The sequence below is a fragment of the Homoserinibacter sp. GY 40078 genome (genome assembly GCF_008017545.1).
GTDB lineage: Bacteria > Actinomycetota > Actinomycetes > Actinomycetales > Microbacteriaceae > Homoserinibacter.
Map to the genome: position 1 here is coordinate 1,623,683 of NZ_VRTZ01000001.1, position 25,719 is coordinate 1,649,401.

At 68.6% G+C, this 25,719-nt stretch carries 19 protein-coding genes; 8 read left to right on the forward strand and 11 right to left on the reverse strand.

Annotated elements, in window-relative coordinates; all coding sequences use genetic code 11:
* The first annotated feature begins 19 nt into the window (after window positions 1-19).
* Genes FVQ89_RS07835 through mmuM form a run of 3 tightly spaced genes read left to right on the forward strand, consistent with a single transcriptional unit; the run spans window position 20 to window position 2,354 of the window.
* Window positions 20-1,060: a hypothetical protein gene (locus tag FVQ89_RS07835; RefSeq protein WP_147901262.1), complete on the forward strand. Its 1,041-nt coding sequence runs from the start codon at window positions 20-22 to the stop codon at window positions 1,058-1,060.
* Window positions 1,061-1,063: 3 nt separating this feature from the next.
* Window positions 1,064-1,366, forward strand: coding sequence for a hypothetical protein (locus FVQ89_RS07840; protein ID WP_147901263.1), 303 nt, complete (start codon window positions 1,064-1,066; stop codon window positions 1,364-1,366).
* A 46-nt stretch (window positions 1,367-1,412) separates the two neighbouring features.
* Window positions 1,413-2,354 (forward strand): homocysteine S-methyltransferase, encoded by a 942-nt coding sequence (gene mmuM / locus FVQ89_RS07845; RefSeq protein ID WP_147901264.1) that lies wholly within the window; start codon window positions 1,413-1,415, stop codon window positions 2,352-2,354.
* 23 nt (window positions 2,355-2,377) lie between these two features.
* Here mmuM and FVQ89_RS07850 read toward each other — a convergent pair whose 3' ends face one another.
* A complete protein-coding gene (locus FVQ89_RS07850; protein ID WP_147901265.1) occupies window positions 2,378-2,932 on the reverse strand; it encodes a helix-turn-helix domain-containing protein in 555 nt (184 codons plus the stop codon).
* A gap of 77 nt (window positions 2,933-3,009) precedes the next feature.
* On the opposite strand from FVQ89_RS07850, the gene FVQ89_RS07855 reads away from it, so the two are divergent.
* Window positions 3,010-3,912 (forward strand): SDR family oxidoreductase, encoded by a 903-nt coding sequence (locus tag FVQ89_RS07855; protein WP_147901266.1) that lies wholly within the window; start codon window positions 3,010-3,012, stop codon window positions 3,910-3,912.
* Between the two features lie 4 nt (window positions 3,913-3,916).
* On the opposite strand, the gene FVQ89_RS07860 is transcribed toward FVQ89_RS07855, so the two are convergent.
* The 3 genes from FVQ89_RS07860 to FVQ89_RS14700 all read right to left on the reverse strand — a co-directional run bounded on the left by FVQ89_RS07860 (window position 3,917) and on the right by FVQ89_RS14700 (window position 4,746).
* Window positions 3,917-4,174, reverse strand: coding sequence for a type II toxin-antitoxin system RelE/ParE family toxin (locus tag FVQ89_RS07860; RefSeq protein ID WP_147901267.1), 258 nt, complete (start codon window positions 4,172-4,174; stop codon window positions 3,917-3,919).
* A 10-nt stretch (window positions 4,175-4,184) separates the two neighbouring features.
* Window positions 4,185-4,430 carry a type II toxin-antitoxin system Phd/YefM family antitoxin gene (locus tag FVQ89_RS07865; RefSeq protein ID WP_147901268.1) on the reverse strand — a complete coding sequence of 82 codons (246 nt, stop codon included), beginning with the start codon at window positions 4,428-4,430 and terminating at the stop codon, window positions 4,185-4,187.
* 172 nt (window positions 4,431-4,602) lie between these two features.
* Window positions 4,603-4,746 (reverse strand): DNA/RNA helicase domain-containing protein, encoded by a 144-nt coding sequence (locus tag FVQ89_RS14700; protein ID WP_147901269.1) that lies wholly within the window; start codon window positions 4,744-4,746, stop codon window positions 4,603-4,605.
* A 203-nt stretch (window positions 4,747-4,949) separates the two neighbouring features.
* On the opposite strand from FVQ89_RS14700, the gene FVQ89_RS07875 reads away from it, so the two are divergent.
* Window positions 4,950-5,363, forward strand: a complete 414-nt coding sequence (locus FVQ89_RS07875; protein ID WP_147901270.1) for a very short patch repair endonuclease — start codon at window positions 4,950-4,952, stop codon at window positions 5,361-5,363.
* A 12-nt stretch (window positions 5,364-5,375) separates the two neighbouring features.
* Here FVQ89_RS07875 and drmC read toward each other — a convergent pair whose 3' ends face one another.
* The 7 genes from drmC to FVQ89_RS07910 all read right to left on the reverse strand — a co-directional run bounded on the left by drmC (window position 5,376) and on the right by FVQ89_RS07910 (window position 21,717).
* Window positions 5,376-6,077 (reverse strand): DISARM system phospholipase D-like protein DrmC, encoded by a 702-nt coding sequence (gene drmC / locus FVQ89_RS07880; protein ID WP_147901271.1) that lies wholly within the window; start codon window positions 6,075-6,077, stop codon window positions 5,376-5,378.
* Window position 6,078: 1 nt separating this feature from the next.
* Window positions 6,079-8,136, reverse strand: coding sequence for a DUF1998 domain-containing protein (gene drmB, locus FVQ89_RS07885; protein WP_147901272.1), 2,058 nt, complete (start codon window positions 8,134-8,136; stop codon window positions 6,079-6,081).
* The gene (gene drmA / locus FVQ89_RS07890; RefSeq protein ID WP_147901273.1) at window positions 8,133-11,825 is read right to left on the reverse strand and encodes a DISARM system helicase DrmA; all 3,693 of its coding nucleotides are present in this window, start codon (window positions 11,823-11,825) and stop codon (window positions 8,133-8,135) included. Before drmA ends, drmB begins: the two co-directional genes overlap by 4 nt.
* Entirely contained in the window at window positions 11,825-15,841 is a 4,017-nt protein-coding gene (locus FVQ89_RS07895; RefSeq protein WP_187264951.1) for a DNA methyltransferase, read from the reverse strand. The genes drmA and FVQ89_RS07895 overlap by 1 nt, the downstream gene beginning before the upstream one ends.
* Window positions 15,831-19,025 carry a DISARM system SNF2-like helicase DrmD gene (gene drmD / locus FVQ89_RS07900; protein WP_255513481.1) on the reverse strand — a complete coding sequence of 1,065 codons (3,195 nt, stop codon included), beginning with the start codon at window positions 19,023-19,025 and terminating at the stop codon, window positions 15,831-15,833. Before drmD ends, FVQ89_RS07895 begins: the two co-directional genes overlap by 11 nt.
* Before the next feature lie 67 nt (window positions 19,026-19,092).
* Window positions 19,093-20,268 (reverse strand): DNA cytosine methyltransferase, encoded by a 1,176-nt coding sequence (locus tag FVQ89_RS07905; RefSeq protein WP_147901276.1) that lies wholly within the window; start codon window positions 20,266-20,268, stop codon window positions 19,093-19,095.
* 735 nt (window positions 20,269-21,003) lie between these two features.
* A complete protein-coding gene (locus tag FVQ89_RS07910; RefSeq protein WP_147901277.1) occupies window positions 21,004-21,717 on the reverse strand; it encodes an SPFH domain-containing protein in 714 nt (237 codons plus the stop codon).
* Between the two features lie 598 nt (window positions 21,718-22,315).
* On the opposite strand from FVQ89_RS07910, the gene FVQ89_RS07915 reads away from it, so the two are divergent.
* The 3 genes from FVQ89_RS07915 to FVQ89_RS07925 all read left to right on the forward strand — a co-directional run bounded on the left by FVQ89_RS07915 (window position 22,316) and on the right by FVQ89_RS07925 (window position 25,710).
* Window positions 22,316-23,776, forward strand: coding sequence for a protein kinase (locus FVQ89_RS07915; protein ID WP_147901278.1), 1,461 nt, complete (start codon window positions 22,316-22,318; stop codon window positions 23,774-23,776).
* 74 nt (window positions 23,777-23,850) lie between these two features.
* A complete protein-coding gene (locus FVQ89_RS07920; RefSeq protein ID WP_147901279.1) occupies window positions 23,851-24,885 on the forward strand; it encodes an LLM class flavin-dependent oxidoreductase in 1,035 nt (344 codons plus the stop codon).
* Between the two features lie 27 nt (window positions 24,886-24,912).
* Window positions 24,913-25,710, forward strand: a complete 798-nt coding sequence (locus tag FVQ89_RS07925; RefSeq protein ID WP_147901280.1) for an alpha/beta fold hydrolase — start codon at window positions 24,913-24,915, stop codon at window positions 25,708-25,710.
* The last annotated feature ends 9 nt before the right edge of the window (window positions 25,711-25,719 follow it).

Sequence of the window (25,719 nt, forward strand, 5' to 3'; positions counted from 1 at the left end):
GTCGCTGGAGGCTGGCGGGATGAAACCAGTCTTTCGCCGAGTTATCCAGACGGTTGCTACGGCCAGTGCGTTTACAGTCGCTTCGTTCACCCTCGTGGCGGTACCAACATCCGCCGCTCATGCTGAGGCTGCCCGCGACTCGATTGCCGAGTCGCTCGCCGCGACTGTGAGCAATCAGACGCCACCGTCCGTCCAGATCGAGAGTTCTGAGGCCGTCGATCCGCAACCGCTTGAGGGCGGCTACCTTCTGGTGGCCCCTGGCAGCGAAAGAGTCGCCGTCATTCCGGAGAGCATTGACGGCGATATCGAGTTTGCGAGCGGCCTTGCCGTTTCCTTGCCGACCGAGGCGGGGGCGGAAGATGCCACCCAGGCATCGACCGGAGGTGTTGTATACGAAGGATCCGCTGATCAGGAGGCGTCCCTCGTAATCATGAGCGCCGCCGATTCGGTCCGCATCCATACCGTGATCCATGGCCCACGTGCGTCGACGGAATACACCTACTCGCTCGAGGGGGGCACCCCGACGCTGATGCCGGATGGCTCGGTGGTCATCCACGCTCAGCGTGGGGACGATCCACGTGAGACTTCGGCCGAGATCGGCTCGGTTGAGCCTCCATGGGCTGTCGATGCAAGAGGTCAGAGTGTCCCGACTCGGTTCGAGGTGCGTGGGAACGCGCTGGTTCAGATCGTAGATTTCGATCTCGATACCGCGTTCCCGGTTGTTGCTGATCCGGACTTCTGGTGGTGGGCAGCGACGACCGTCGGGTGTGCAGCCGAAGTCGCCGCGCTCGTCGTCGCGTGGGCGAAGCTTCCTTCGATCATCGCGAAGGCGAACAAGATCATCAGTTCGAGTGCGAAGCTCCAAGCTGCTATCAAGAAGCTTGGTGGTCTCAAGAAGTCGGTCGAGCTCATGCGGAAGTATGTTCAAGATCGAAGCAAGCTCACGGGCGCACAGCGCGCGGGCATCGCCGCCGCGGCAGGGTTCGGAGTCTCAATGTTCACCGACCTCCTAGGCGTAGGTACGTGCGTGTCCTTGATTCGAGCCATAGCGAAGGGGTAACCAATGACCGTCTCCGTTGTGCAGAATGTCGATCGATCGGACGTCCTGCCTGATGCGTGGCCGCTACTCGTCGCCTTTGCCGCAGCCGGGATCGGTTTGATCATCCTGCATGTGTGGTTGTGCCGCAGGAATCCCGTGTGGCTCGGCGCCATCGTTCCCGCCGCCTATGTCGCGCTCGCGGGTTACCTTGCGAGTCAGCAGGAGTCCGCGACGGGATTGATCGTCGGCAACGTACTCGTCGTGTTCCTCCTCCTGGTCGTGTGGTGGGAGGGTCAGGAGAAGCGGCGAGCTCGGCGGGAAGGCTGAAGGTTCGACGGGCGACCAGCTCCTTTCGGCGGCTTAGGCTCGGCCTATGCCTCACCCGCTCGCCTCCGCACTCGCCGCCGGACCGTTGGTCCTCGACGGCGGCCTCGGCACCCTGCTGGAGGAGCGCGGCAACGACTTGAGTGATGCGCTCTGGTCGGCGCGCATCCTGCTCGACAGGCCCGACGAGGTGCGGGCAGCGCACGAGGAGTTCTTCCGTGCAGGGGCTCGCGTGGCGATCTCGGGTTCGTACCAGGTCGGCTACGAGCCGCTCGCACGCGAAGGGTTCGACCAGGAGGCGGTGGATGCCCTGATTGCGCGGTCGGTGCTCGTCGCCCGTGAAGCGCGATCGGCCGTCGGCCTCGCCGATCCGGGATCCGCCGCGGCGGACGCGGACGTGGCGTGGGTGGTGGCGTCCGTGGGGCCGTTCGGCGCGGTGCGTGCGGATGGGTCCGAGTACTCGGGCGACTACGGGCTCAGCGTCGACGAGCTCGCCGCGTGGCACCGGCCGAGGCTGCGCGCGCTCGCCGCGACAGGTGCGGATGCGCTCGCAGCTGAGACGATCCCGTCGCTCGCCGAGGTGGAGGCGTTGGTGCGCGAACTCGACGCGCTCGGCGGCGAGGTTCCCGCGTGGATCAGCGTGACCGTCGCCGAGGGTGCCCTGCGCTCGGGCGAGAGCCTCGAGGAGGCGTTCGCGCTCGCGGCGTCGTCGGATGCTGTCGTCGCGGTGGGCGTGAACTGCTGCGATCCGCGCGACGTGCTGGGGGCAGCGGAGGCGGCGGCGCGCGTCACGTCGAAGCCGTTCGTCGCCTACCCGAACTCGGGCGAGCAGTGGGATGCGAAGAACCGCCGCTGGATGGGGCATCCGGGTGTTCCGCAGGAGCTCGTCCACGAGTGGCTGGATGCCGGCGTGGCGCTCGTGGGCGGATGCTGCCGCGTGGTGCCGGACGCGATCCGCGAGATCGCCGACGTCGTGGGGGAGCGGCGGTAGCCAACGGCACTGCCGCGGAATCGTCAGCCTGAGACCGCGTCCGCGATCGTGCGGAGTGCCGCGTCGACGTGGTCGCTGAGAACTCCGCCGTCCGCGATCCACGCGTCGAACCCGCGCGCGAAGGCGGCGACTGCGGCATCCGCGACGAGGGCGGCGGTGAACTCCGGCACGCCGCGGCCCCTCAGCGCCTCGGCGGCTGCGGAGTGCAAGGCGGCCATCTTGAGCAGCTCGCGTTCCTGCAGGCTCGGATCGGCGGCGATCGCGCGGGCGCGTCGGCGTGAATGGTCGATGTCGGTGAGCATCGCGGCGATGGCGCGGGCTCCGCGGCCCGCCGCCGCGAATGCCGAGTCGGTGTCCGGGGCGTCGGCCATCGCCTCCCCGAAGGTCGCCTCGAGTTCTGCGGACCCGGCGAAGAGCACCTCGCGCTTGTCGCCGAAGTGCCGGAAGAAGGTGCGCTCGGTCACGCCGGCGCGCGCAGCGATATCGGCGACAGTCGTCTGGTCGAAGCCCTGCTCGGCGTAGAGCTCGAGCGCGGCGGCGGCAAGACGCTGCTGCGATCCCGGCTCCCAACGTCCCATGTGGATGAGTCTAGTGATGACAGTTAGTGACATCACAGTGCTATAGTCATGTCATTGAGTGACATCAGGAGGATGACATGAGGATTTTCGTGACCGGTGCGACAGGTTGGATCGGGTCGGCCTCGGTGGCCGAGCTGCTCTCGCGAGGGCATGAGGTGGTGGGGTTGGCGCGCAGTGACGAGTCGGCTTCGAAGCTGCAGGCGGCCGGGGCGGCTGCGGTGCGGGGTGAATTGACGGATCTGGAGGTGCTCCATTCGGCTGCCGCCGAATCCGACGGGGTGCTGCACCTCGGGTTCGTGCATGACTTCGACCGCCATCACGAGTCGGGCCTCATCGAGCGTGCTGCTGTGGAGACGATCGGCGAGGCACTCGTCGGCAGTGACCGCCCGTTTGTGATGGCGTGTGGGCTCGCCGGGTATGCGCTCGGGCGTCCGATCACGGAGCAGGATGCGACCCCGTTCTCGGGCCCAGATGCAATGCGGGGTGGGAGCGAGCAACTGGCGCTCTCGTTTGCGGAACGAGGGGTGCGCTCGGTGGCGGCGCGGTTCGCGGCGACCGTGCACGGCCCGGGTGACTTCGGCTTCGTGCGGGTCCTCGCGGATCTCGCTCGCAGCACCGGCGTGGCCGGCTACCCGGGCGCGGGCACGAATCACTGGCCCGCCGTGAACCGGGTGGATGCCGCCTCACTCGTGGCGACCCTCGTCGAGGAGGCGCCGGCCGGCACGGTGGCGCACGCGGTGGCCGAGGAGGGCATCGAGACGCGCGAGATCGCCCGGATGCTGGGTGACGCGGCAGGGGTGCCGGTGCGGTCGATCCCGGAGGCGGAGGTCGCGGCCCACTTCGGCTGGATCGGTCGGTTCTTCACGGCAGAGCTCGCGGCATCGAGCGCCATCACACGCGAGCGCTTCGGGTGGGAGCCGACGCACGCGACGCTCGCGGAGGACGTCGCGGCGGGAGCGTACGGGGGTGCTGCCGCGTAGTGCGTCAGCTCCGGTAAACGTCGCTGCGGTGACCGAGGGCCACGACGACGACGAGCAGCACTCCGCCGTCGATCGTGTAGAGGATGCGGTAGTCGCCCACGCGCACCCGGTATCCGTCGCGACCCTGCAGCTTGCGTGCTCCCGGCGGGCGAGGGTCCTCCGCGAGAAGGCGGATGACGCCCTGGATGCGAGCGCGATCCTGCGGATCGACGCCGCGGAGCGCGCGAGCCGCCGCCGGGCTTAGCTCGATTCGGTAGCTCACTGCTCTGAGGTCACCAGCCGAGGTCGGCTTTGGCCTGATCCCACGGGATGTTCTCGCCTTCTTCGCCCAGCGCGGCGTCGAAGGCGAGAACATCCTCGTGCTCCTCGAGAGCCTGCCGGAGCCGCTCGTACTGTTCGGTGCTGACGAGCACCGCCTGCGGCTTGCCGTGCCGGGTTACGAACACCGCCTCGCGTTGCGCGAGGTCGATCACCTCGGGCAGGGTCGCGCGAGCGTCGGAGACAGAGATCTCAGCCATGTCGAGAGTGTACAAATCTACGCTCCAGCTGTACAGAAGTCCATGGTGGTCACGTGACTGTGACCAGCCTTCGGTGCGCGTGGGGGTGCAGCGGCTGCGGAGCGGTGTTTCGAGGGAAGCGTCGAGGCCTCTGATCCTGGGGAGGAGCCGAATTGTGGGAGAGGGAGTCGCCTCAGCGACGGTCGGCAATCACTGACGTGAGGTGCTCCCGGAGCGCCGGATCGACGACGTAGAGGTAGGTGCCGCGGATGCCGCGGGTCAACAGAACGGCGTAGATGTTGATTCGGATCCGCGCGCGTGGCGGGCTGTGTTCGATGCGGCCTACACCTCGGACGACCCAGCCGGGACGCCGACAACTACGAGCCCCCCCGCTGCTGACCCTCTACCGCCTCATCCTGAGGCGGCCCCGGCCGGAGGACATGATCGAGATGCTGGCGCGCCGAGACGTCACGGATGGTGAGCTTCCCACCATCGGTCTTCGGCCTCCGGACACGCGCCGAACCATGTAGCTTCGTCGCCATGTCCTGGGCGACTTCCGATGGCGTGCGCAGGTCGATGCTCGCCAACCGTCGGCGAGACACGAAGCCGGAGGTCGCGATTCGCCGAATCCTCCATGCACGGGGATTGAGATTCCGCGTCGACTACCGGGTCCTCCTGACCAGCCGAACCCGTGCAGACATCGCATTCACGCGGTGGAAGGTCGCGATCTTCGTCGACGGGTGCTTCTGGCACGGCTGTCCGATCCACGCGACGCAACCCAAGCGCAACTCGGGGTACTGGACACCGAAGCTCGCTCGGAACGTCGAGCGCGATGCGCAGGCGTCGGCGCTATTGAGGCAGAACGACTGGACTGTGCTCCGCTACTGGGAGCACGAGGATCCGGAAGACGTGGCCGACGACATCGAGCGTGTGATCAGGGCACGCCAGGCGTGACGTCCTGGCGGGCTACACCTCGATGACCCGTCCGGCCGCACGCAGCTCCGAGAAGCGCCGTCGCATCTTCGACGCGAAGTCGGCGTCGCGGACCACGACACCGGCCTCGAGGTTTCGCTCCGCGGCCGCATCCGAAAGGTTGGCGCTCGTCACGAACACGAGTCGCGAGTCGACGATGACGACTTTCGAGTGCTGCAGCCCGTAGCCTCCGTCGGCGGGGACGAACGTCCAGAACGTCGCCCCGTCGAGCTTCGACTTGAGCATCGCGAGGGTCGCTCCGGCGTTCACCTTGGAGTCCACGAGCAGCGTGGTCTTCACGCCCCGCGCGACGGCACGCCAGAGGGCCTCGACGAATGCCGAGCCAGCTGTGGCCGAGTAGGTCGACGCGAAGACGTCCTCTGTCGCCTCGTCGATGATGTGCGACAGGGCGCTCGTCGTGTGGTCTCCGTCGCCGTCGAAGGTCGGACCGCTCCAGACTGCCCGGATGCTCGTGCTGCTCACCGCGGCCGCGGCGGCCACCGCGCGCAGCAGCGACGTCAAGGTCTCCGGCCCTAAGTCGGCATGGCAGGCGGCGAGGTGAGCCCGCGCTGGGGAGTCATCGGGCAGCTTCGCCAGCGCCTTCGGCAGCGAGCCGTCGATGTCGAGGCTCGATGCGATCTTGACCGCCTGCGACGGCGAGATCGTCACCGCGAGCTTTTCGAGCGCGTCGGACACGTCAGTCCGCCGTGCCGATCCGGATCCCGGCGAGCAGCGGGGCGAGCCCGAGCGACCCCTCGTGCAGGTCGAGCACGAAGCGCCGGTCGAGGAAGCGGTTCGCTCGCTCGCACGACGTCTCGGAGAGGAAGACGCAGAAGTGGCATGCGGCGCCGTGCAGGAAGTCCTCCTGCTCCTTCGGCACGCGGTGCGCGCAGATGGGGTCGGAGGAGCAGCGCTCGGCGCGGTGCAGACCCTCGAGCATCACCTCCTCGAGTCGCTCCGTACGAGCGAGGTCGACGAGCCCGCCGAGGGTCCCTTCGCTGTCGGGGGAGGTCGTGGTGATCAGGATCCCGGCCGCCGGCCCGCGACCCTCCTCCTCGCGCCACGCGTAGATCCGCTCCGACAGCGAGGCCGAGCCGTAACCGCTCGACATCGCCATCTCGCGGATGAGCAGGTGCGACAGCGTGTGCAGCGCCCAGTAGCGCGGCGGCGGCATGCGGTCCTCGGCGACGAGCTCCGTCGCCGTCCGGCTCTGGCGTCGAGCGAGGTTGCGCTCGTGGGCGGCGAGGTGCGCGGCCCAGACTTCCGAATCGAGCGTGGCCGTCTCCCAGGCGGCGACCACCGGCTCAGCGAAGCGGATGAACACCCCCTCGCCGCGATCCTCGGTCGCCGGAGCCCACTTCGGCTTCCCTGATATGGCGATCGGCGCGATCCGCGCCGCGTCGTCGCCTACCCGGTCGAGTGCGTCGATCCGAGTGAAGCCGACGAAGGCATTAGCCTTTCGGATCCGGTCGACCGCAACGACCTCCTGCACCGCAGGCGTCAGAGGCCCGGCTACGGGGACCGCGTGCACCTTGAATCCGTTTCTGCGGTCCTCGGTGAGGAAATCGTCGGGGTGCGTGAGCGTCGCCCACTCGGGCACCAGCAGGTGGTTGGGGTCGTAGCCCGACGGACCCGGGGGAGGCGGGGCGAGCGGCGGGATGTCGCCCCGGGCGATCTGCACCGCCTGCCAGAGGTCGGCGTCCGAGACGCCTGCGAACTTCGCCGTCATGTGGGCGGGGCCGAACTGGCGCCAGCCGGATACATCCGCGAGCGACTTGAGCTTCGCCAGCTCGACCGGGGGCAACCCCATGACCTCCGCGACGACATCCGCAGCTTGCGGCTCCCGCCGGGACGGCAGCACGAGCACGCTGATCGTCGCGGGGAACCACTGATTCGCGGCCCCCAACAGCATGAGCCGCACCTCGCCCTGGCACGGGTCATCCTCTGCGGCGAAGGTCGGCAGATGCGGATGCCGACCACGGCAGTGTGGCAGCGACGCCTCGCCGCCCGCCCGGGTGATCTCGGCGATGTTGCGCGACGTCTCGCACTGCACGCACACGATCGACACCTGTGGCCCGAGGTTCGAGCGCCACTCGCGCATCCGCATCTGGGGCTTGGCGACGCACTCCTTGCGATTGCCGTCGGCACCGTGCACCCAGTCGTCGTAGGGGAACTCGTCGAGGTGCCCGTTGGTGCACGCGATCAGATAGCGGGCGGGTACGGCGACTCGATCGCGGCCGTCGCCCTTGAACCGCCCCTTGCACTTGCGGTGCACGAACCGGGCCATGTCGGGCCGGTGCCTGCGGGTGTTCTCGAACTCGAAGACGTTCGCCGACACCGGTGCCAGTAGATCGCAGCCGGTGCATCGCAGCCACTGCGGGAACACGCGCGTCGGGATGCCGATGGGCGTCGAGTCGCCACCGAGATCGTCGGGCAACCACGGCGGTTGCCGCAGCTCTCCGACCTGGTGACCGAGCTGACGGCGCACGGCCTCGAGCAGTCGCGGCACGAGCACGAGCGAAGGGTCGCCTCCCAGGCGCTCATAGGCCTTGTCCCAGGCGTCGATGCCCTGCGGCATCACGGCCAGGTGCGGAAGGTCGACGGTCGCGCCGATGCCGGAGGTGTAGAGCATCGCGCTCGGTCGGATCGATCCGACCCGGGCGCGGCTCTTGGGCTTCTGCGCCGCGTCGACGAACGGGTCGGCGATGTCGCCTACCACGCCGACGGATGTCTCGGGGGTCGTCTCGTCGCTCACTTCGCGTCCTTCTTGGGGGTGAACGTCCACTTCGGAGTCGCCGCGCCGACCGGTTCGGCGAGCTTGCCGGGGAACGGCGAGACCAGCAGGTCGATCTCGGGCTGCACCTCGCGCATCGAATTCGCCACTTGGAAGATCCGGTCGCTCTCCTCGCCGATCGAGTCCTCCGGGCTCACGAGCAGCGGCGTGACGTGCTGCTTGGGCAGCGTCTTGCGCGCGTAGGTGAGCGCGCCTCCCTGCGCGTCGCTGCGTTCCGTCCACTCGTCGAGCCGCAGCACGAGCTTGCTCTTCGCGAGCTCTGCCGCGTCGTCGTCGCCCGCTTGTGCGACGCGCGCGACGAGCTTCTCGACGAGCTCGTCGAGTGCGGATCGGCGTTGCACGATCCGGCCGGCACCGGTGGTCGTGTCGGGCGAGAGCGAAGCCTCTGCCGTCGACGCGTCGATGACGCGCGCCGCCGACACGATGAGGCCGGTGAGCCCGCGTTCGAGCGAAGCCTCGGAGAACGGGGTCACCGAGAGCGCCTCGACGTTCGCGTAGAAGGTGTCGTGGTAGTGCTCGAACTGCTCGTAGTGCGCCATGTCGCGAGGGCGCGACCGGTTCGCGAGCGTGACGACGAGCCCGGGCTTGGATGCCTCGCGTCCGACGCGCGACGACGCCTGGATGTACTCGGCCGTGTTCTTCGGCTGCCCGACGATGAGCATGAGTCCGAGTCGGGGCACGTCGACGCCGACCTGCAGCATCGAGGTCGCGAGCACGACGTCGAACGGCAGCTCTCGCTCGGGCAGCCTCTCGCCGGCCGCCAGCTTCGCCGCCATCGCCCGGCGCCCGTCGGTCGAGTCGAGGGCCGGATCGAACGGCGAGGCGAGGTGGGTGAGCGTGCGCCCGATCTCCGACGACGAGATCCGGGAGGTGAGCTCGCCGAGCCGCAGCGGCGTGCGGCGACGCGGGTACCCCGCCGACTTGTCGGGGTTGCTCACGCGGGTGGTCACGTCGTCTTCGAGGTACCGGCGCATGCCCGCGAGCTCGCGGGTCGCCGAGAAGTAGTCGACGAGCGTGAGATAGGGCTCCGCCGCAGCGCCATGCGCGTCGAGCAGCTTCTGCCCGGCGAGCAGCAGGATCTCGCTGAGCCGGATCTCGGCGAGCGTGAGCCGCGCCCCGTGGAGGCACACGCCGAGATAGAGACGCCCCGGCTCCTCGTCGAGCGGCACCTCCTTCGAGAAGAACGTGTCGCTCACCGTGAGCACCTGCGGCGGAAACACCTCGACGTCGCGGGCGTAGAGCTTCTGCACCTGGTCGCCGGCGCGACGCACTGTCGCGGTCGAGGCGATGACGAGCGGCTTCACGGTCTTCGCGGATGCCGCGTCGCCGAGCTGCCAGCTCGAGAGCACGTCGATCGCGCCCTCGAAGAGCCCGACCGCGGTGCCGAGCGCGCCGGTGATGAGGTGCAGCTCGTCCTGGATGATGAGGTCGGGCGGTCGCAGCCGGCCGACGGTCGTCACCTGCGTCGGCCCGTAGCTGCGCCCGTTCTTCTTCGACGCGTTGTGGGTATCGGTGCCGCAGACGCCCGGGTCGGTGTCGGCGTGCTTGTAGCCGTGTCGCGGGCAGTACTTCGACACGTAGCCGAAGAGGCTCGCCGCCTCGCCCTCGCGCGCGAGACGGGCGAACTTGTCGACCGTGGCGAGCAGGAAGGTCGGAGGATGCCGGTAGATCTCGTCGTCGACGGTGAGCACCGGCAGCCCCTCGACCGCGGTTCCACCGGCGGCGAACGGGCAGGCGGCACGCCGGTCGCCGCAATACACGCGTACCCGCTTCTCGACGTCGTCGGCCTCGACGTCGCTCTTGCCGTTGATCGCGGTGCCGCACCACGGGCAGTGATCGAACTGCATAACGGACAACCCGTGGGCCGAGGTGCCTTCGCTCTCGCGTACGTCCTTGACCTGCTCCGCGGCCTCCGAGAAGCGCTTCGGGCTGACGCTCGATCCGACCCACAACCCGATGCGGAAGGGCACCGTGCCCCAGGTCGCCGGATCCTCCCGCCGCACGATCTCCGCTGCGCACAGCAACGTCGTGGCACGGATGAACTGCTGAGAGGTCAGCAGCCTAAGGGTGTAGCGCATGAGCACGGCCACGCCGTCGCCGCCGTTGAGCATCCCCTCGGGTGTCTCGACCTTGCCCTGCAGGCGACGCATGCCGAAGGTGAACGCCGCGAGGCCGAGGTACGCCTCCGTCTTGCCACCACCGGTGGGGAAGAACAGCAGCTCGGCGCGCGGGAACTCGGACGATCTGCGCTTGTGGGTCGGGTCGACGACCGACGGCAGCTGCATGAGGATGAACGCGAGCTGGAATGCACGCCAGGATGCCGCCTTGTCGCCGCGGGCCTCGACCTGTGCCACGGCGTCGGCGATCTTGAGCGAGGGCTGCTCGATACGGAGGGCGGCGACCTGCGATCGCAGTCGCTGGTCGCGCATCGTGCGGTTCATGAACCAGAACGCCGTGCGCGCCTGCTCGCTCTCGGCGAGCAGCACGAGCCCTTCCCCGAGTCGCTTCAGTGCAGCACGTCCGTCGGCGATGCCGATCTCGCCCTCGGTGCGCAGCCATTCGGGCAGGAGGGTGTTGTCCGCCTCCTGCGTATCGAGCCAGCCCGAGTAGGCGTCGACGATCGGCCGCAACCCTGCAACCAACTCGTCGCTGGACGCCTCCATCAGTACTCGCATGCTCAGTACCGCCCCCGCGACCTCGGGTGCACGGGTCTGCGGCACCTCCGCTGTCGGCAGCCAGGTGGTGCGCACCGCGGTGGCGCGGCGCGGGTCGTCGACGGAGACATCCCAGGTGGCGGATGCCGTGCGTCCGACCGCGAATTCGAGTCGATCCCGATAGAGCAGGTCGAGTCGACGCACTTCGGCGTCGCGCGATCGACGGTCGTGCTCGACTGCGTCGCGTGTCGGCAGGAACACGGCGGACACCCCGTCGGGTGCCGTGACTTCGAGCTCGGCCTGGAATAGCCAGAGCTTCGGCGGCAGCTCGCGGCCGGTGACGACCTCGTTGAGCAGCGCGGCCTCGACCACGCGGCGACCGTCGTGGTCGAACACCTCGATCGAGATCCATACGTCGTCGCCGAGCGGCTCGCGATGGCGCTGCGTGTCCGGGATCGCCGAGATGTCGACGTCGACGTGCTTCTCGAAGGGTGTCCGGTCGTAGTAGGTCTGCGTGCGGCCTGTGTCGGGGTCGGTCTCGCGGTGCGACGCGTAGCGCCCCCAGCGCGCGGTGAATCGCAGCGAGGTCGTGTCGGCGGCGACCTGGAAGCGGAGGCCCATCGACGACGGCGCGATGATCTTCGACTCGGGCCCGCGGTCCTCATCGGGTTCGGAGGGGGAGGCTTCGCCGACGGACTCGTCGTCGACGACCGGCACGCCCTGCACCTCGTGGGCATGGGCGAGGTCGGCGACCGCGAGGGTCTCATCGTCGCGCACGTCGTCGAGCGATGACGGCTTCGCCGTTGCGCTCGCGGCGTTCGGGTCGCCGCCCTCGAGCAGCGAGATCGGGGCGAGCGCGCCGGAGAGATACCGGGCGCGCGGCGTGCCGACGATCGTCTCGGTCGGCCCGTCCCACGGGCCGACGAGGTCGCGGCCGAGCAGGTCGAGCAGCTCGCCGCGCACCTGCGTAGACGTGAGTGGGGATGCGTCGGTCACTAGAACATCGCTCCTTCGGGCTTCTCCGACTCCTCGAGGCTCTTGCCGCGCTTCGCCTTCGTCGGGTTCTGCTGCACCTCGAGCGCCGCTCGGCGATGGTTCTCCTCGAGCAGTCGGTCGAGGATCTCGACCCGCGCCGCCGGGCTCACGGTCCACCGCTCCATCTGCCGGTAGGTGTGAAAACCGTGGTCGAGCGGGATGTCCGTACACCCGTACGCCTCCATCACCGCCTCGTCGATCTGCACGTGGAGCGACCGGATGTGATCCACATCGGCATCCCCCCGCACATCGGGCGAGTTCACGAGGTTGTACAGCCTGGTGAGCCCGAGCTGGCGGCGGAGCATGATCTCGCGACGATCTCCGTCGAGCTGTTCGCCGAGCTCCCTCATGCGCTGGGTGTTCGCGGGACGGGGGAGCGTCTCGAAGACGTCGGAGGGCGTGTATCGAACTCGCGTTTCAAGGGTCGACCCGTACGTGATCGCCCATGTCTGGTGCGGCGTCGACGACAGAAACGCCAAGTCCGCGAAATCCGAGGTTGCGAAGACGACTAGGCCGTGGGTGAAGACCTGGCCGGTAGGCACCATTGCAGGGACCACCGGCTTACTCACCAGAGTGAGAGCGACTGCTCGCTCCAGATGCGCGGTCGCTTCATACAGGCCGATTGCGCGTCGCTCATACAACCACCAGTACTCCATAAGCTTCGGCTTCTTGGAGAGCGTCTTCCGATAGGGCTCGACGTGCGTTTTCGCATGCGCGAACGCCTCTGCGTACTCAGCTGCCGCAGATCGAGATCGCGTGCCAAAGTCGACGACCATCGAGTTACCCCGGCATCCGGGGTTGGAGTTCAGGTCTTCACCGGACAGCAAGGGCCGAACCACTTCAGCATTGCGAGCGTCAATCTCGCGCATCTTCTTGGCCTTTTCGACGTCCACAAGAAAGCCCTTGCCATTGATGTTCGAGCCGATGAATGCGAAGCCACCGTTCTCGCTGAGTCTGGATGGTGCAGCGGTAAGGCGGCCGCCGGGCTCAAGAAGCGGCGAGATGGAGGCCACCAGTTGGTGGTTAACACTCGCATGAACTCCTGTGGCAGGTTCTCTCGCGGTCATCCAGATGGCTGCGTACTCAAGCGAAGCACTGCGGGCCGGCCACGGCGCACTACGAACCGCGCGGCGGATGGTGTATCGAGGCACGAGGCGCGCGATACCGACCTCCTTGGTGTCGCCCTGGGCGAGCGTGTTCGTCGCAATCAGCCCGAGTTGCGCGTCGCGGTTCGCGACGTTGTCGGCTCGGAGCACAAAATACGCAACCAGGTCCGCGTTGCCACGAGCCCCGTCCGCGAGCGCATCAACCAGCCAGTCGCGGACGTTCGAGCCCATCGAGTTCGTGATCTTCTTTCCACCCAGGAATGGCGGGTTGCCGATGATGGCGTCGAAGCCCCCGTTGTCGTGGATCACGTCGGGGGCTTCGAGGATCCAGTGCAGCGGCTTCCACCGCGCCTCGCCGGTATCGACGGTCGGAGCGAGTCCGGAGTCGATGATCGCGTCCAGCCGGCGCCGCTCTCCGGCTGATCCATCGGCCGGGTAGGCGTCGCGGAGCGCCTCCGCGAGTTCGTGGTAGCGCTCCTCGAGCTTGCGTCCCGGCTTCCCGCCCTCGAGAAGCCCCGCGGCGATGATGCCGTCGGCGACGTCGCGGAGCTTCGCCGTGACCTCCCTGGACTGGGCGAGCAGTGCGCGCTTCGCGCGCGTCGAGCGCATGCGGTCTGCGTCGTCGACCTGGCCTGAGGCGAGTTCGCGGCGGAGGCGCGCGGCATCCTCCAAGTCCTTGTCGACGTCGAACGCGGCGAGCTGGCGCTTCATCGACTGCTTCGGGTAGATGTGCTGTGCCTTCAACTGCTCCTCGGCGGTGACGCCGAGCAGCGAGTTGCCGTGGAAGACGCGGTCGTCGACGAACGAGAACGGTTTGCCGGGGTCCATCGAGATGAGCCAGAGCGAGAGCTTGCACATCTCGACGGCCATGCCGTTGATGTCGGCGCCGTAGAGGCAGCGGGCGACGATCTCGCGCACCGCCCAGCGCTTCAGGTCGGACTCGGCGCTGACATCCATCCCCTCGATCTCCCGCGCCTCGATGAGGCGGTCGGCGAGATACCGCGCCGCGGCGACGAGGAACGCACCGGACCCGGCCGCGATGTCGGCGACCTTGAGGTCGAGTATCTCGGCCGACGACTTGAGCACCCAACGGCTGGAGTCCTCGATGTCGAGCGGTCCGGGGGAGTAGACGAGCGGCTCGAGGGCGTGCAGCACGACCTCCTCGGCGAGCGAGCGCGGCGTATAGTGCGTGCCCGTGTTGGCGCGCTGCGAAGACTCGGTCATGACGAGCCCGCCTGCGGGCACCGCATAGGGGAAGCCGCGCAGGTCGTCGCGGATGAGCGCGTGGAACGGCTCGAGCCGCCCGGCGAGCTCGTCGTCGCCGAGCAGCGCGTGCCGCAGCCGCGTGCGGGCGGAGGCAGCGGCATCCGTGTCGTCGGTGCCGTACGCCTTCCCGAGCTGGCCGGCGGTACGGGGTCGGGCGTGCTCCTGCGTCTTCTTCAGGTGCGCGACGAGTGCATCCGCGAACTCCTTCGGGTCGGACGCGCCTTCGGCGAGCCGTTCGAGCTCCCTCAGCGGGATCTCGGGCTCGAAGCCGGCCTTACCCTGCAGACCCACGATCACCTCGGGTACGTACTCGGCCGAGTAGCCGAGCAGGCCCTCGTAGACGTAGCCGATCTGCTCGACGTCGAGGTCCCGGAACGACAGCCGCATCGCGCCGTCCTCGATCGTCTGCACGGCGCGGAGCACCGCGAGCATCGCCCGGTCGGTGACCCGCACCTGCAGGCGACCCTGCGCATCCGTCGCCTGCAGCCACGGAAAACGAGCGGGGTCGAAGAGCGAGCCGCCGTACGCAGGCATCCGTGCGTCGGGGTAGGAGACGCCGTCGAAGACCGCGTTGCTCGCCGCGAGCAGTCGGTGCCACGCCTCCCAGGAGTGATCGAGAGCCTCGGGAGAGCCGGCCTCGGTCACCTCGCGCTGCAGCCGCGTGCGCAGCTCGGCGATGGCGTACGACGAGCGGTAGAGGTCGTGCTCGGGGAGCAGCCCGCGCTCCTCGGCGAACAGCAGGAAGACGATGCGCATGAGCACCGTCACCGCGCCCTCGTAGACGAGCTTCGGATCCTCGGGCAGCGGCGACGCATCCCCCTGGGCGACCGCGCGCAAGTGGGTGTCGGACATCGACTGCAGCACGAGCTCGACGGCGCGCCGCACCTGGTCGCCGAGGGCCTCGGTGATCTGCTCGGCGCTCGCGACGCTCTCGGTGAAGAGCAGGGGCAGGCGCTTCTCTGGCTGGCCCCCCGCGATCGAGGTGAAGCTCGCGAGGGCGAGGAACGCATCTCGGCTCGCCGGTTCCTCGCGCCAAAGCAGGGCGTCCCAGACGCCGCTCGCCGTCGTGACGTCCTTCGCCGCCGATACGAGCGCCCACCAGCGACCGTCGGTGACGATGCCGATGCTCGTGCCAGCCTCCCGGAGCAGTGCGGCCATGCGGTCTATCGCGTTCGCCGACCATCCATCGGTGCCGGCTGCGCGCAGGTCGTCGCTGCGGTCGACCACCGTGACGAGCGCGGCGGAGCCGTCGACGCCGTCGAGCGCCGCGAACGGGGTGACCGTCACCGCGCTGTTCGGCGAGCTCGCCTCGATGCCCGTCGGAGACAGGCGGAGATCGTCCTCCCAGCCGAGCAGCTCCCGCAGCACGACCTCGACCCAGCGGTCGCGGGCTTCGACGTACGCGTCGGGGCTCGCCGACCACGAGGTCGACCAGCGGACGAACTCGTCCGTGAACAGCTGTCGCTTGTCGGCGTCGAGATCCGACGGCAGGCCGGAGGGGTGGAAGGACTTGAGCGCGGCGCGCGACAGGAAGGGGCCGTCGGAGTCGATGAGCGACAGCCACTCCCACTCGGGAGTCGTCGACTTGCGTGGTCTAGCGGCCACCGGTCGCCTCCAGCTTTTCGGCATCGTCGGGGGTCAGGGCGAATACCAGCGCGGCCACGAAGGTGTGCGCCTGGATGTCGCGATAGCGACGTTCGATCGACTCGCGCTCGGAACGGTGCTCGTCGTCGAGCGCCGAGAGACGGGCGCGCACGCGGGCGAGATCCTTCTCGCGCTGACGCTTCTCCTCGTCGAGCTGGAAGAGCATCGCCTCGCCGGCGCGCTCGGCCTCCGCGGCCGCCGCGAGAGTGCCCTCGAGCGTGCGGCGGAACCGGTCGAAGATCTCGTCGACGGCGGTCAGGTCCGCCGTGCGGCGTGCGTCGAGATCGCCGGTGACCTGCTGCATCCGCCGCTCGGCACGGCCGTCGACCGCAGCGGCGACCCGTGCGCTGATGCCGTCGTCGTGGTCGGCGTCGCCGTTCCACAGCGACGCGAGGCCCTCCTTCGTCGCCGCGCTCGCAGCGGCCAGCCGCGCGCCGTCGAGCGTCGTCGTGAGCAGCTCCTCCGCTCGGTCGATGCCGATCGCCTGGTTCCTGTCGATACGCGTGCCGGCGAGGAACACCTCCTCGTGCAGGCGGGCGCCGCCTTCGCCGACCAGCACCAGACGCACGACCGCTGCGGCGAGCGACTGGTCGAGCCCATCGACCACCACCGCACTCACACCGTTCACAGTGTCGCGCGACCACACCCGGCCGCGCAGCTCGCGGGCCGCGCGCTGGATGAGCGGGTGGCCGAGGTGGGTGTAGACGACGTCAGACTGCTGACGCGCGCGCTGCTCGTCGAATGTAATCGGGCGGTACACGCCCTTCGCGAGGCGCGTATCGAGGCCGGCCAGCGCCGGAACCCAGGTGCGGGAGAGTCCAGTGGGCACCTGGTAGAGCGCGGCTTCTTCGCGAGGGTCATCCACGTCGATGAGGGAGGGTTGCCCGGAGACCCGCAGGCCCTCCTCCATAACGCGCAGAAGGTTGTCACCGTGCAGGTGCATCCGGTCGCGTGAGCCCGCCAGGCGCTCGGCCAGCCGGGTGAGGTCGGCGCGCTGCTTCTGCTCGGCGTTCAGCACGCGGTTGATGACCTGCTCGCCGGCATCGGTCTTCACCTTCCGCGCGGGGCCTTCGCCGAAACCGAGCTCGCGCTGCAGGTCGGGTGCGATGATCTCGTTCGCCGAGACGCCGTCGTGCTCGGAGTTCGCGATCTTGCTGGCCAGGCGGGCGAGCAGATCGGTGTCCTTCGCGTACGCACGGTCGCTCGACCGGTCGGCCCGAGGGTGCCAGACGAGCGGGGTGTGCATCTGGCCGAAGCGGTCGATGCGGCCGATGCGCTGCTCGAGCCGGTTCGGGTTGAAGGGGATGTCGAAGCTGACCAGCCGGTGGCAGTAGGTCTGCAGGTCGATGCCCTCTCCCGCCGCATCCGTCGCGAGCAGAATGCGTACCGGCTCGTCGCCCGGTGGGGCGGTGAAGCGGACGCGGATCTCCTCGCGCGTCTCCGCATCCGTCGAGCCGTCGATGATCGCGAGGCGTTCACCGCCCCACCCGCGGGACTCGAGGACGTCGCGGATCCATTCGAGCGTCGACACGTATTCGGTGAAGACGACCAGGCGCTCGTCGCCCCACCCATGCCCCGGGACCATGAGCTCACCGTCGATCAGTCGCAGGAGCGCGTCGAGCTTCGAGTCGGGTCGGCCCTCGTAGCGATTCCCCCACCTGATCAGATCTTCGAGGTCGGCCTTGTCGTCGTCGGTGAGCGCGACCTGCGCGCGTTTCGCGGTACGCAGCGCTTCCAGCTCGGGCTGCTCGAGGCGCCCCTCCTCCTCGTCGGATGCCTCGTCGCCGAGCACGTCGTCGTAGTCGGGGAGCTGGAGGTCGCCGTCGCCGCGCGCCGCGAGATACGCCTCTGCCGTGCTCGCGAACGCGACGGGGGATGAGAAGAAGCGCTTCTTGAGGATCAGCGTCGCCAGGTCGGATGCTCGCTTGCCCCGCTCCTGCTTGACCGCCTGGTTGCGGCGCTTGGTGAAGGCGATCAGGCGGTCGTAGGCGTCGGCCTCGTCATCCGATGGCTCGAACATGAGCGACCGCACCTCGCGCAGCATGAAGTCGCTCTCGGGGAGATCGCGCTTGAGGCGGCGGACCGCGACCTGCTTGAGCGCCTCCTCGTCGAGGTCGGCCCCGCGAGCGAACCGCTGCGGGTCGATCATCTCGAGCAGTGCAGTGAACGACTCCGAGTACCCGTTGTGCGGGGTCGCGCTGAGGAACAGGCGGTGTTCGCACAGCTCGGCGAGCCGTCGCACGGCGATCGTGCGCTGGCTGTCGATCGCATAGCGCGGCTGATCGCCGTTCGCGCCTCGGCTCGGTGTCGCAGGCGCGACGTGGTGCGCTTCGTCGACGACCAGGATGTCGAAGGCGCGACGATCGGCCGTGCGGTTGTCTTTCACGCTCGCGTAGACCTCTTCGAGCATCCGTTCGGCGCGCGGCGTCGGCAGCCACGACATCGACACGATCACGCGCGGGTAGACCTTGAAGGGATTCGCGTGCACGCCGAAGGTGCGGCGGAACGTCTTCATGGTCTCGGAGTTGACGATCTCGAATTGCAGGCCGAACTTGTCGCGCAGCTCCTCCTGCCACTTGATCACTAGTCCGGCTGGGCAGACGACGATCGCCGAGCGGGCCCGGTGGCGTAGGAGCAGCTCCTGGATGACGAGACCCGCCTCGATCGTCTTGCCGAGGCCCACATCGTCGGCCAGCAGCATGTTCGCGCGTGGGGCGTCGATCGCCCGGCGCAGCGGCTCGAGCTGATACGCCTCGACGGACGCGCTGGAGCGGAACGGCGCCTGCAGCGTACGGGGGTCGGCGGACGTCAACGCACCCCAGCGGAGGGCGTCGACGTAGGCGGCGAAGGTCTTCGGCTCGTCGAACTGATCCGCCCCGATCGTCTCGGGCAGCCCCTGCTCGCGGACCACGCTGCGACCGGGCTCCAGTTCCCAGATGACGGTGAGCTCGCGTCCGTACCGCTCCTCCTCGACCGACTGCATCGTCACGGCGTGCTGCAGCTCGGCGGCGCCGTCGTCGGCGCTCGAGCGGGGGAGCGACTGCGCGGAGACGTCGGTCACGATCCAGCGATCGCCGCGCACGTTCACGAGCAGGCCCGGCTCGGGCACCTCGACGGCGGCCCTGGTGGTGGTGGTGTCGATCACGCCGGAACTCATCCTCAAGTCGTCTTCCCGAGCAAGAGCTTGCCAGTATTCCGGTGGCGTCCGACAGTCAGGCCGACTGGGCGGTCCCGCTCTGCTCGGGCTCTTCCATCGTGGATGCGAGAGCGAGGTACGCCGTAGCGATCGCTTTCCCCAGTTGAGGGGGCACCGCGTTCCCGATCATCGTCGCGAGGGCCGATCGACTGGGGCACGCACTGAAGTCGAAGTAGTCCGGGAAGCCCTGGATGCGCGCCGCTTCGTGCGCCGTCAGGGCGCGTGGCTGATCGGGGTGCATGTAGCGGCCCTGGCCGATGCTTCCGTAGCCGCTCGTGATGGTCTGCGCGGGCCGATCCCAGCGGAGGCGGCCATACATCGAGAGGTAGGTGTGATCCCCCTTGTGGCAGTCGGGACGATGCTCGTTCGGGAGGTCGTAGAGGTCGTTGTCCAGCAGGTACTGCATCCGGGCGAGATTCACCGGTGTCGGCCGGGGGCGCTGGTCGAGGAGGCTGCCCTCCGGGGTGCGGACAAGATCCCCGATCGCCCACTCGAGGTCATGTTCCTCGGCATCTCTCGTCGCGTGTTCGATGACCGATCGAGGGTCTGGTTCTCCAGACGCCGTCGCGATCATGATGTGCCTCCGCCGGGCCTGAGCGACGCCGAGCTCGGCGAGCGGGATGACCTCCTGCGCCACCTGGTACCCGATCGACCGGAGATGCCGGTCGGCGCGGTCGACCACGCTCTGGCCGTCGTGGCGGTCGCGGACCACCGAAGGGACGTTCTCGATCATCAGCAGCCGCGGTTTCAGGATCTCGGTCGCGCGGACCATCCGGAGGTAGAGCGCGTTCTTCCCGTCGATTCGGCGGGTGTGGTTGTTGAGGTTGCTGTGCCCCTGGCACGGCGGCCCACCCACCAGCACATCGACCATGCCGACCGAGGTTCGAGTGCGTGTCTCGGCCAAGGTCGCTGTCGAACCCAGCGGGCCGTCGAAGAACTCCTCGACCGGCTGCGTCGCGACGGCCGCCGCCCCTGGGAAATTAGCCGAGTAGACCTCGGTCGCGAGGCCCTCGAAGTCGACGGCCAGGCGGACGTCGAGACGTCGGCCGGCGTCGTGAGCGGCCTGTGCGAATCCGAGCGACAGACCCCCGCACCCCGCGAAGAGATCCACGAGCCGCACCGCGCTCGGCCCGCTCTCGAATCCGGGGCGATTACTCGAGCGCAACGGATGAGGAGTGGTCGATGGAGGCATCTCGAGGTCCACCTTATCGAGAGCGACTCCGGGGGACGGAGCTTCGATGTCGGTGCATTCTGCTAGAAACACGAGAGGAAGGAGCAGCTAGTGCTGGATTGGTTGCAACTCCGGGACGTAATGTGGGAAGCCCGATGGGATGCGATGGTGATGATAGCCCGCGCGCTATGGACGAATGCCATCGACCACTGGTGGTTCGGCCCGGTGATCGTCGTGATCCTGCTTACGGCCAGCCGACGCGCGTGGTTCCGACTCATCCGATTCATCGGAGTCAGCTTCGTTCGCGGGGGACCCGGGGCTGACTAGTCCGGAAATCCAGAGTTTCGACCGCGCCTTCTCGGCGAGCGCTGGAACCCTGAGGAGGAGACATGGTGCCTGAGTTCGGGCGAGCTTAGGGCGGCGGATGGTGTCAACGTGACACGGTGACCTCACGGGACCAGATGTACGTTCGGCGATGAAGGAGGCGATCGAGCTTCGTCTCCGACGAGCAGATGGTCGCGGTTATCGGGGCCTCGCAGGCGGTCGATGTCTTCCTCACCGAGTAAGGCCGCGACTCGCGGAAGATCGACCTCGGTCGTATCCCGCTCGGGAACAAGACGGCGATCGAGCAGAGCACGTCGCGCGATCGGACCCGAGAGCAAATCGAGTCGATGATGAAGACGCCATCTCTGCCGATAGTCCGAATACGGGGGCACGCCCAGGCAACGGGCGGACCCCGAAGGGGCCCGCCCGCCGCTACTCCGCCGAGCCGGAGCCGGCACCGGAGCCGCTCGCGGCGTCCCCGACCCGCACCACGAACTGCCCACCGCCCGAGGCGGCGGCCTCGATGGTGCGCAGCTGCAGCAGTGCCGGGTGCGCTTCGAGCACCTGTGCCACGTTCGCGAGCGAACGCAGGGCGGCCGCGTCGGCACGTGCACGCTCGAGCTTCGCCCGACCCTGCTCACGCGCGAGAGCCGTCTCGGCGAACGCGTGACGCAGCTCTGCCGAGAGCGTCACGTCACGCACGTCGAACTCCAGCACCTCCGCGCCGAGCCTTGCCGCCGCCTCCGTGAACGCGTCCCGCACGCCCGAGAGCAGGTCGGCACGCGAGGCCAGTACCTCGTCGAGCCCACGCCCGGCGATCGCCTCACGCACGGCCAGCTGCGCCAGCACGTAGATCGCGTCCACCGGGGTGTTCGCCTGGGTCAGCCAGGCGCCCGCGTCGGCGACCCGGTACCTCACCACCGGCGTCACACGCACCTGCATGCCGTCGGCGGTGAGCACGTCCTGCGTGCCGAGCGTGATCCAGTGGGCACGCGCATCCAGAACGCGCCACTGCTCGCCCCTGCGTCTGCGGTACTTTCCCGGCCCCGCGGTGCGGATGATCTTGCCGGAGCGGATCACGGCTGCCCGCTCCCACGGCTGCACGTTCACGCGCCAGCCGAATTCGATGGTCCTGATGGTGGTCATTTCTCTCGTGTCTCCTCTCCGGAGTCTCAGGTAATAGGTGGATGGATACGGATGTGGTGTGTCACAGCGCGGGTGCGAACGGCTTGGGTGCGATCACGCCCGCCCCACGACGTCCTGCCGCGGGCGATCTCGGAGCGGCGAACGCTCCGGACCGCGCAAGGCGACCGGCCGTCGGGAGCAGGGGCGGGCGTGTGCCGACTTGAACGGCATTCATCTGCACAGTCCGTAGCTGTGTGGCGGGCGCCATATTGCGGTACCGGATGAGGCGACAGCCTCCGGCCGCATGGCACCGACCTCTATCGGCGGCCTCAGGGCCACCAGGTCTGGATGCGACGGGTGGGTTAGGCCCGAGGTTCGGTGAGCTGGAGGGCGCGCCAATACCCGCGGAGATCCGCGTGGGGGCGATTCGGCGTGCGCATGTCTGCTCCTGTATTCGATAGCCGCCACGGTGGCGGCTGACCGAGAGTAGCCGCACGAGCATTCCTCGCGCAAGGGGCATTTCTCGGCCATCTGAGCGCGGAATGATCTCCGCTAGGTAGACAGACCTGTACGAATTCTTACAACCTCCCACTAACATCCCTACAAGGGGGTGGGCGCCATGGAGCGACCGTACGGCAGCTATGCCGAAGTGCTGCTCAAGCAGCGCTACCGTCCCGGCGGTGTGATCGGGCGTGGCGGCATGTCCACGGTTTACCGCGCCCGCGACGAGTTTCTCGGGCGTGATGTCGCGCTGAAGCTGTTCGGCGCGATCCCCGCCGGCACCGACTCCGCACCCGTCTTCTCGGCCGAGCTGCGCATGCTCGCGGGCCTCAACCACCACGGCATCGTCACGCTGCTCGACGCCGGTATCGACGACTCGCTGCCCGACGAGCCGCACCCGTACCTCATCATGGAGCTCGTCACGGGCACCGACCTCGAGAAGGCGATCGCCGCAGGCGGGTTCAGCGCGCGCGGCATCGCCGAGATCGGATACGACCTCGCCGAGGCGCTCGAATATGTGCACTCGCGGGGTGTGGTGCACCGCGACCTGAAGCCGAGCAACGTGCTGCTCGTCGACTACGGCGCCAACACGCTCCGCACGCGCGCCCGCCTCACCGACTTCGGGATCGCGTTCGATGCGGCCGCCGCGCTCGGCCCGGAGGAGACCAACACGACCGGCACGGCGGCGTACCTCAGCCCGGAGCAGGTGCTGCGCGACCTCGTGGGTCCCGCATCCGATGTCTACGCGCTCGGGCTCGTGCTGCTCGAGTGCTTCACGCGGCACGTGGAGTACCCGGGCGACCCGTCGGCGTCCGCCGTGTCGCGGCTCAAGACCGACCCCTCGGTGCCCGACACCCTGACGAGCGCCTGGCGCAGCCTGCTCACCGCGATGCTGCGGCGCGATCCGGCCGCACGTCCGCCGATGCGCGACGTGCTGCTCGCTCTGCGGCAGATCATCGTCGACGACTCGGGCCGCCACCGCAGCCGCCCCGAGCCGATCCGCATCGACGAGCCCACCCGGATGGCGGCAGTGCGCCGCTACGAGCCGTACGTCGAGGCGGGACATCCGGCATTCGAGCGGGTGGCGAACATCGCCCGCCGGATCGCGGATGTGCCGGTTGCGAGCATCGGTATCGCCCACGAAGACGAGGTGCGCTTCCTCGCGCATCCGGGAACCGACATCGACCGCCTCCCGCGCGACGAGACGCTGTGCTCGGGGGTGATCGCAGACGACGAGCCGTGGGTGGTCGAGAATTGCGCGCTCGATCCGCGTTCGTCGGAGAACACCCTGGTCACAGGTGAATTCGGCATGCGCTTCTACGTCGGCGTGCCGGTGCGTTCGCCCGAGGGGTTCGTGGTGGGTGTGCTCTCGGTGATCGACTTCACACCCCGCACGATGAGCGACGAGCAGTTGGCGTCGCTCGTCGACCTCGCGTCGGTGCTCACCGACGAGCTCGAACTGCAGGTGGCGATCCACCCGGCCGAGGCCGATCCCGAGACGTTGCCGGAGCCGTCTGCGGGCGCTGAGCCGATCGCCGACTCCGCCACGCCCGTGCTGCGCTTCCCGCAGGCCGTCTAGACCGAGCCGCCTGCCGCCGTGAGGGGGCGCGAAGTGCAGGAATACCCCACAGGTCGATGCGGTTGCATGGACTCATGAGCGCACAGCTGGAACTCGGACTCGACACCTTCGGCGATGTCACCGTCGACGCAGACGGCAACCGCCTGAGCTACGCCCAGGTGATCCGCAACACCGTCGAGCAGGGCGTCCTCGCCGACTCGCTCGGTGTCGACGTGTTCGGCATCGGCGAGCACCACCGCGACGACTTCGCCGTCTCGTCGCCCGACATGCTGCTCGCCGCCATCGCGGCCCGCACCGAGCGCATCAAGCTCGGAACCGCCGTCACCGTGCTGAGCTCCGACGACCCGGTCCGCGTGTTCGAGCGCTTCTCGACCCTCCACGCGATCTCGAACGGTCGCGCCGAGATCACCATCGGGCGTGGCTCGTTCACCGAGTCGTTCCCGCTCTTCGGGTTCGACCTGCACGACTACGAGGCCCTGTTCGAAGAGAAGATCGACCTGCTCGCCGAGCTCCTGAAAGAGAAGCCGGTCACCTGGCAGGGCACCACGCGCGCCCCGCTCGTCGACGCGGATGTCTTCCCCAAGACCGAGGGCGGCCCGATCCGCACCTGGGTGGGCGTCGGCGGATCCCCGGAGTCGGTGGTGCGCGCCGCTCGCTACGGCCTGCCGCTCGCGCTCGCGATCATCGGGGGAGACCCGGCCCGCTTCGCGCCCTACGTAGAGCTGTACCACCGCGCGCTCGCGCAGCTCGGCGCCGACGACCTGCCTGTGGGTGTTCACTCGCCGGGCTTCATCGCCGACACCGATGAGGAGGCCCGCGAGATCGCGTGGCCGCACTACCAGGTGATGGCGAACCGCATCGGCAAGGAGCGGGGCTGGCCGCCCGCCACCCGCGATTCCTTCGAACTCGAGGTGCAGCACGGATCGCAGTACGTCGGCTCGCCCGAGACCGTCGCGCAGAAGATCGCGGCGACGGTGCGCACCCTCGGCATCCAGCGTTTCGACTTCAAGTACGCCTCCGGAACCGTGCCGCACGAGAACCTCATGCACGCCATCGAGCTCTACGGCGGCGTCGTGGTGTCTCGCGTGCGCGAGCTGCTGGCCGAGTAGCCCTCCGCGGCCCGGCAGAATCGAGGCATGCCCCCACGCCCGCCTCGCGAGCGCCGCCGCCGGTTCCGCGGCACCCTCTTCGTCACCACCCACGAGCAGCACGCGAGCTACACGGTCGCCGTCACGCGGATGCCCGGGAGCCGCGACAGCGGGCCCGCGTTCGTGATGGTGCACGGTCTGGGTGTCTCGTCGCGCTACTTCCGGCCGGTGGCGATCCGACTCGCCGAGCGCGGTAGCGTCTTCCTCGTCGATCTTCCCGGATACGGCTCCGCCCCGGATCCGCGGCAGCCGGTGTCGCTCGACGACCACGCGGATGCGCTCGCCGCGTTCCTGCGCGAGACGCGGCTCACCGAGGTGGTGCTCGTGGGGCACTCGATGGGATCGCAGGTGATCGCCACCCTCGCCCAGAACCACCCGGACCTCGCGGGGCGGATGGTGCTCATGGCTCCGACGGTCGAGCCCGAGCGGCGCTCGGTGCGCCGGGCCGTGTCGGGTCTCCTGCACGACACGTTCCGTGAGCCGCCCGCGGTCACCTGGATCGCCTTCACCGACTACCTCCTGCGCACCGGACCCCGCTATCTGCTGGCGCAGATCCCGGTGGTGCTCGACGACGCCCTCGAGACGCGGCTCGGCGGGGTGCCCGGCCAGCTGCTGCTCATGCGCGGATCGCGCGACGTGCTCTGCTCGAGCGGATGGGTGGCGCACCTCGCCGAGGTGTCGGGCGCGCCCACCGTCGAGGTCCCCGGTCCGCACGTCGTGATGTACACCGACCCGGATGCGGTGGCCGAGGCGATCGCCCGGCATGCGGTCGGCGGTGAGGACTAGCCTCAACGC

What these genes read in the sequence shown, in the direction of transcription:
- FVQ89_RS07835 (WP_147901262.1), top strand. Translation starts at nt 20, where the DNA reads ATGAAACCAGTCTTTCGCCGAGTTATCCAGACGGTTGCTACGGCCAGT.
- FVQ89_RS07840 (WP_147901263.1), top strand. Translation starts at nt 1,064, where the DNA reads ATGACCGTCTCCGTTGTGCAGAATGTCGATCGATCGGACGTCCTGCCT.
- mmuM (WP_147901264.1), top strand. Translation starts at nt 1,413, where the DNA reads ATGCCTCACCCGCTCGCCTCCGCACTCGCCGCCGGACCGTTGGTCCTC.
- FVQ89_RS07850 (WP_147901265.1), bottom strand. Translation starts at nt 2,932, where the DNA reads ATGGGACGTTGGGAGCCGGGATCGCAGCAGCGTCTTGCCGCCGCCGCG.
- FVQ89_RS07855 (WP_147901266.1), top strand. Translation starts at nt 3,010, where the DNA reads ATGAGGATTTTCGTGACCGGTGCGACAGGTTGGATCGGGTCGGCCTCG.
- FVQ89_RS07865 (WP_147901268.1), bottom strand. Translation starts at nt 4,430, where the DNA reads ATGGCTGAGATCTCTGTCTCCGACGCTCGCGCGACCCTGCCCGAGGTG.
- FVQ89_RS07875 (WP_147901270.1), top strand. Translation starts at nt 4,950, where the DNA reads ATGTCCTGGGCGACTTCCGATGGCGTGCGCAGGTCGATGCTCGCCAAC.
- FVQ89_RS07905 (WP_147901276.1), bottom strand. Translation starts at nt 20,268, where the DNA reads ATGCCTCCATCGACCACTCCTCATCCGTTGCGCTCGAGTAATCGCCCC.
- FVQ89_RS07910 (WP_147901277.1), bottom strand. Translation starts at nt 21,717, where the DNA reads ATGACCACCATCAGGACCATCGAATTCGGCTGGCGCGTGAACGTGCAG.
- FVQ89_RS07915 (WP_147901278.1), top strand. Translation starts at nt 22,316, where the DNA reads ATGGAGCGACCGTACGGCAGCTATGCCGAAGTGCTGCTCAAGCAGCGC.
- FVQ89_RS07920 (WP_147901279.1), top strand. Translation starts at nt 23,851, where the DNA reads ATGAGCGCACAGCTGGAACTCGGACTCGACACCTTCGGCGATGTCACC.
- FVQ89_RS07925 (WP_147901280.1), top strand. Translation starts at nt 24,913, where the DNA reads ATGCCCCCACGCCCGCCTCGCGAGCGCCGCCGCCGGTTCCGCGGCACC.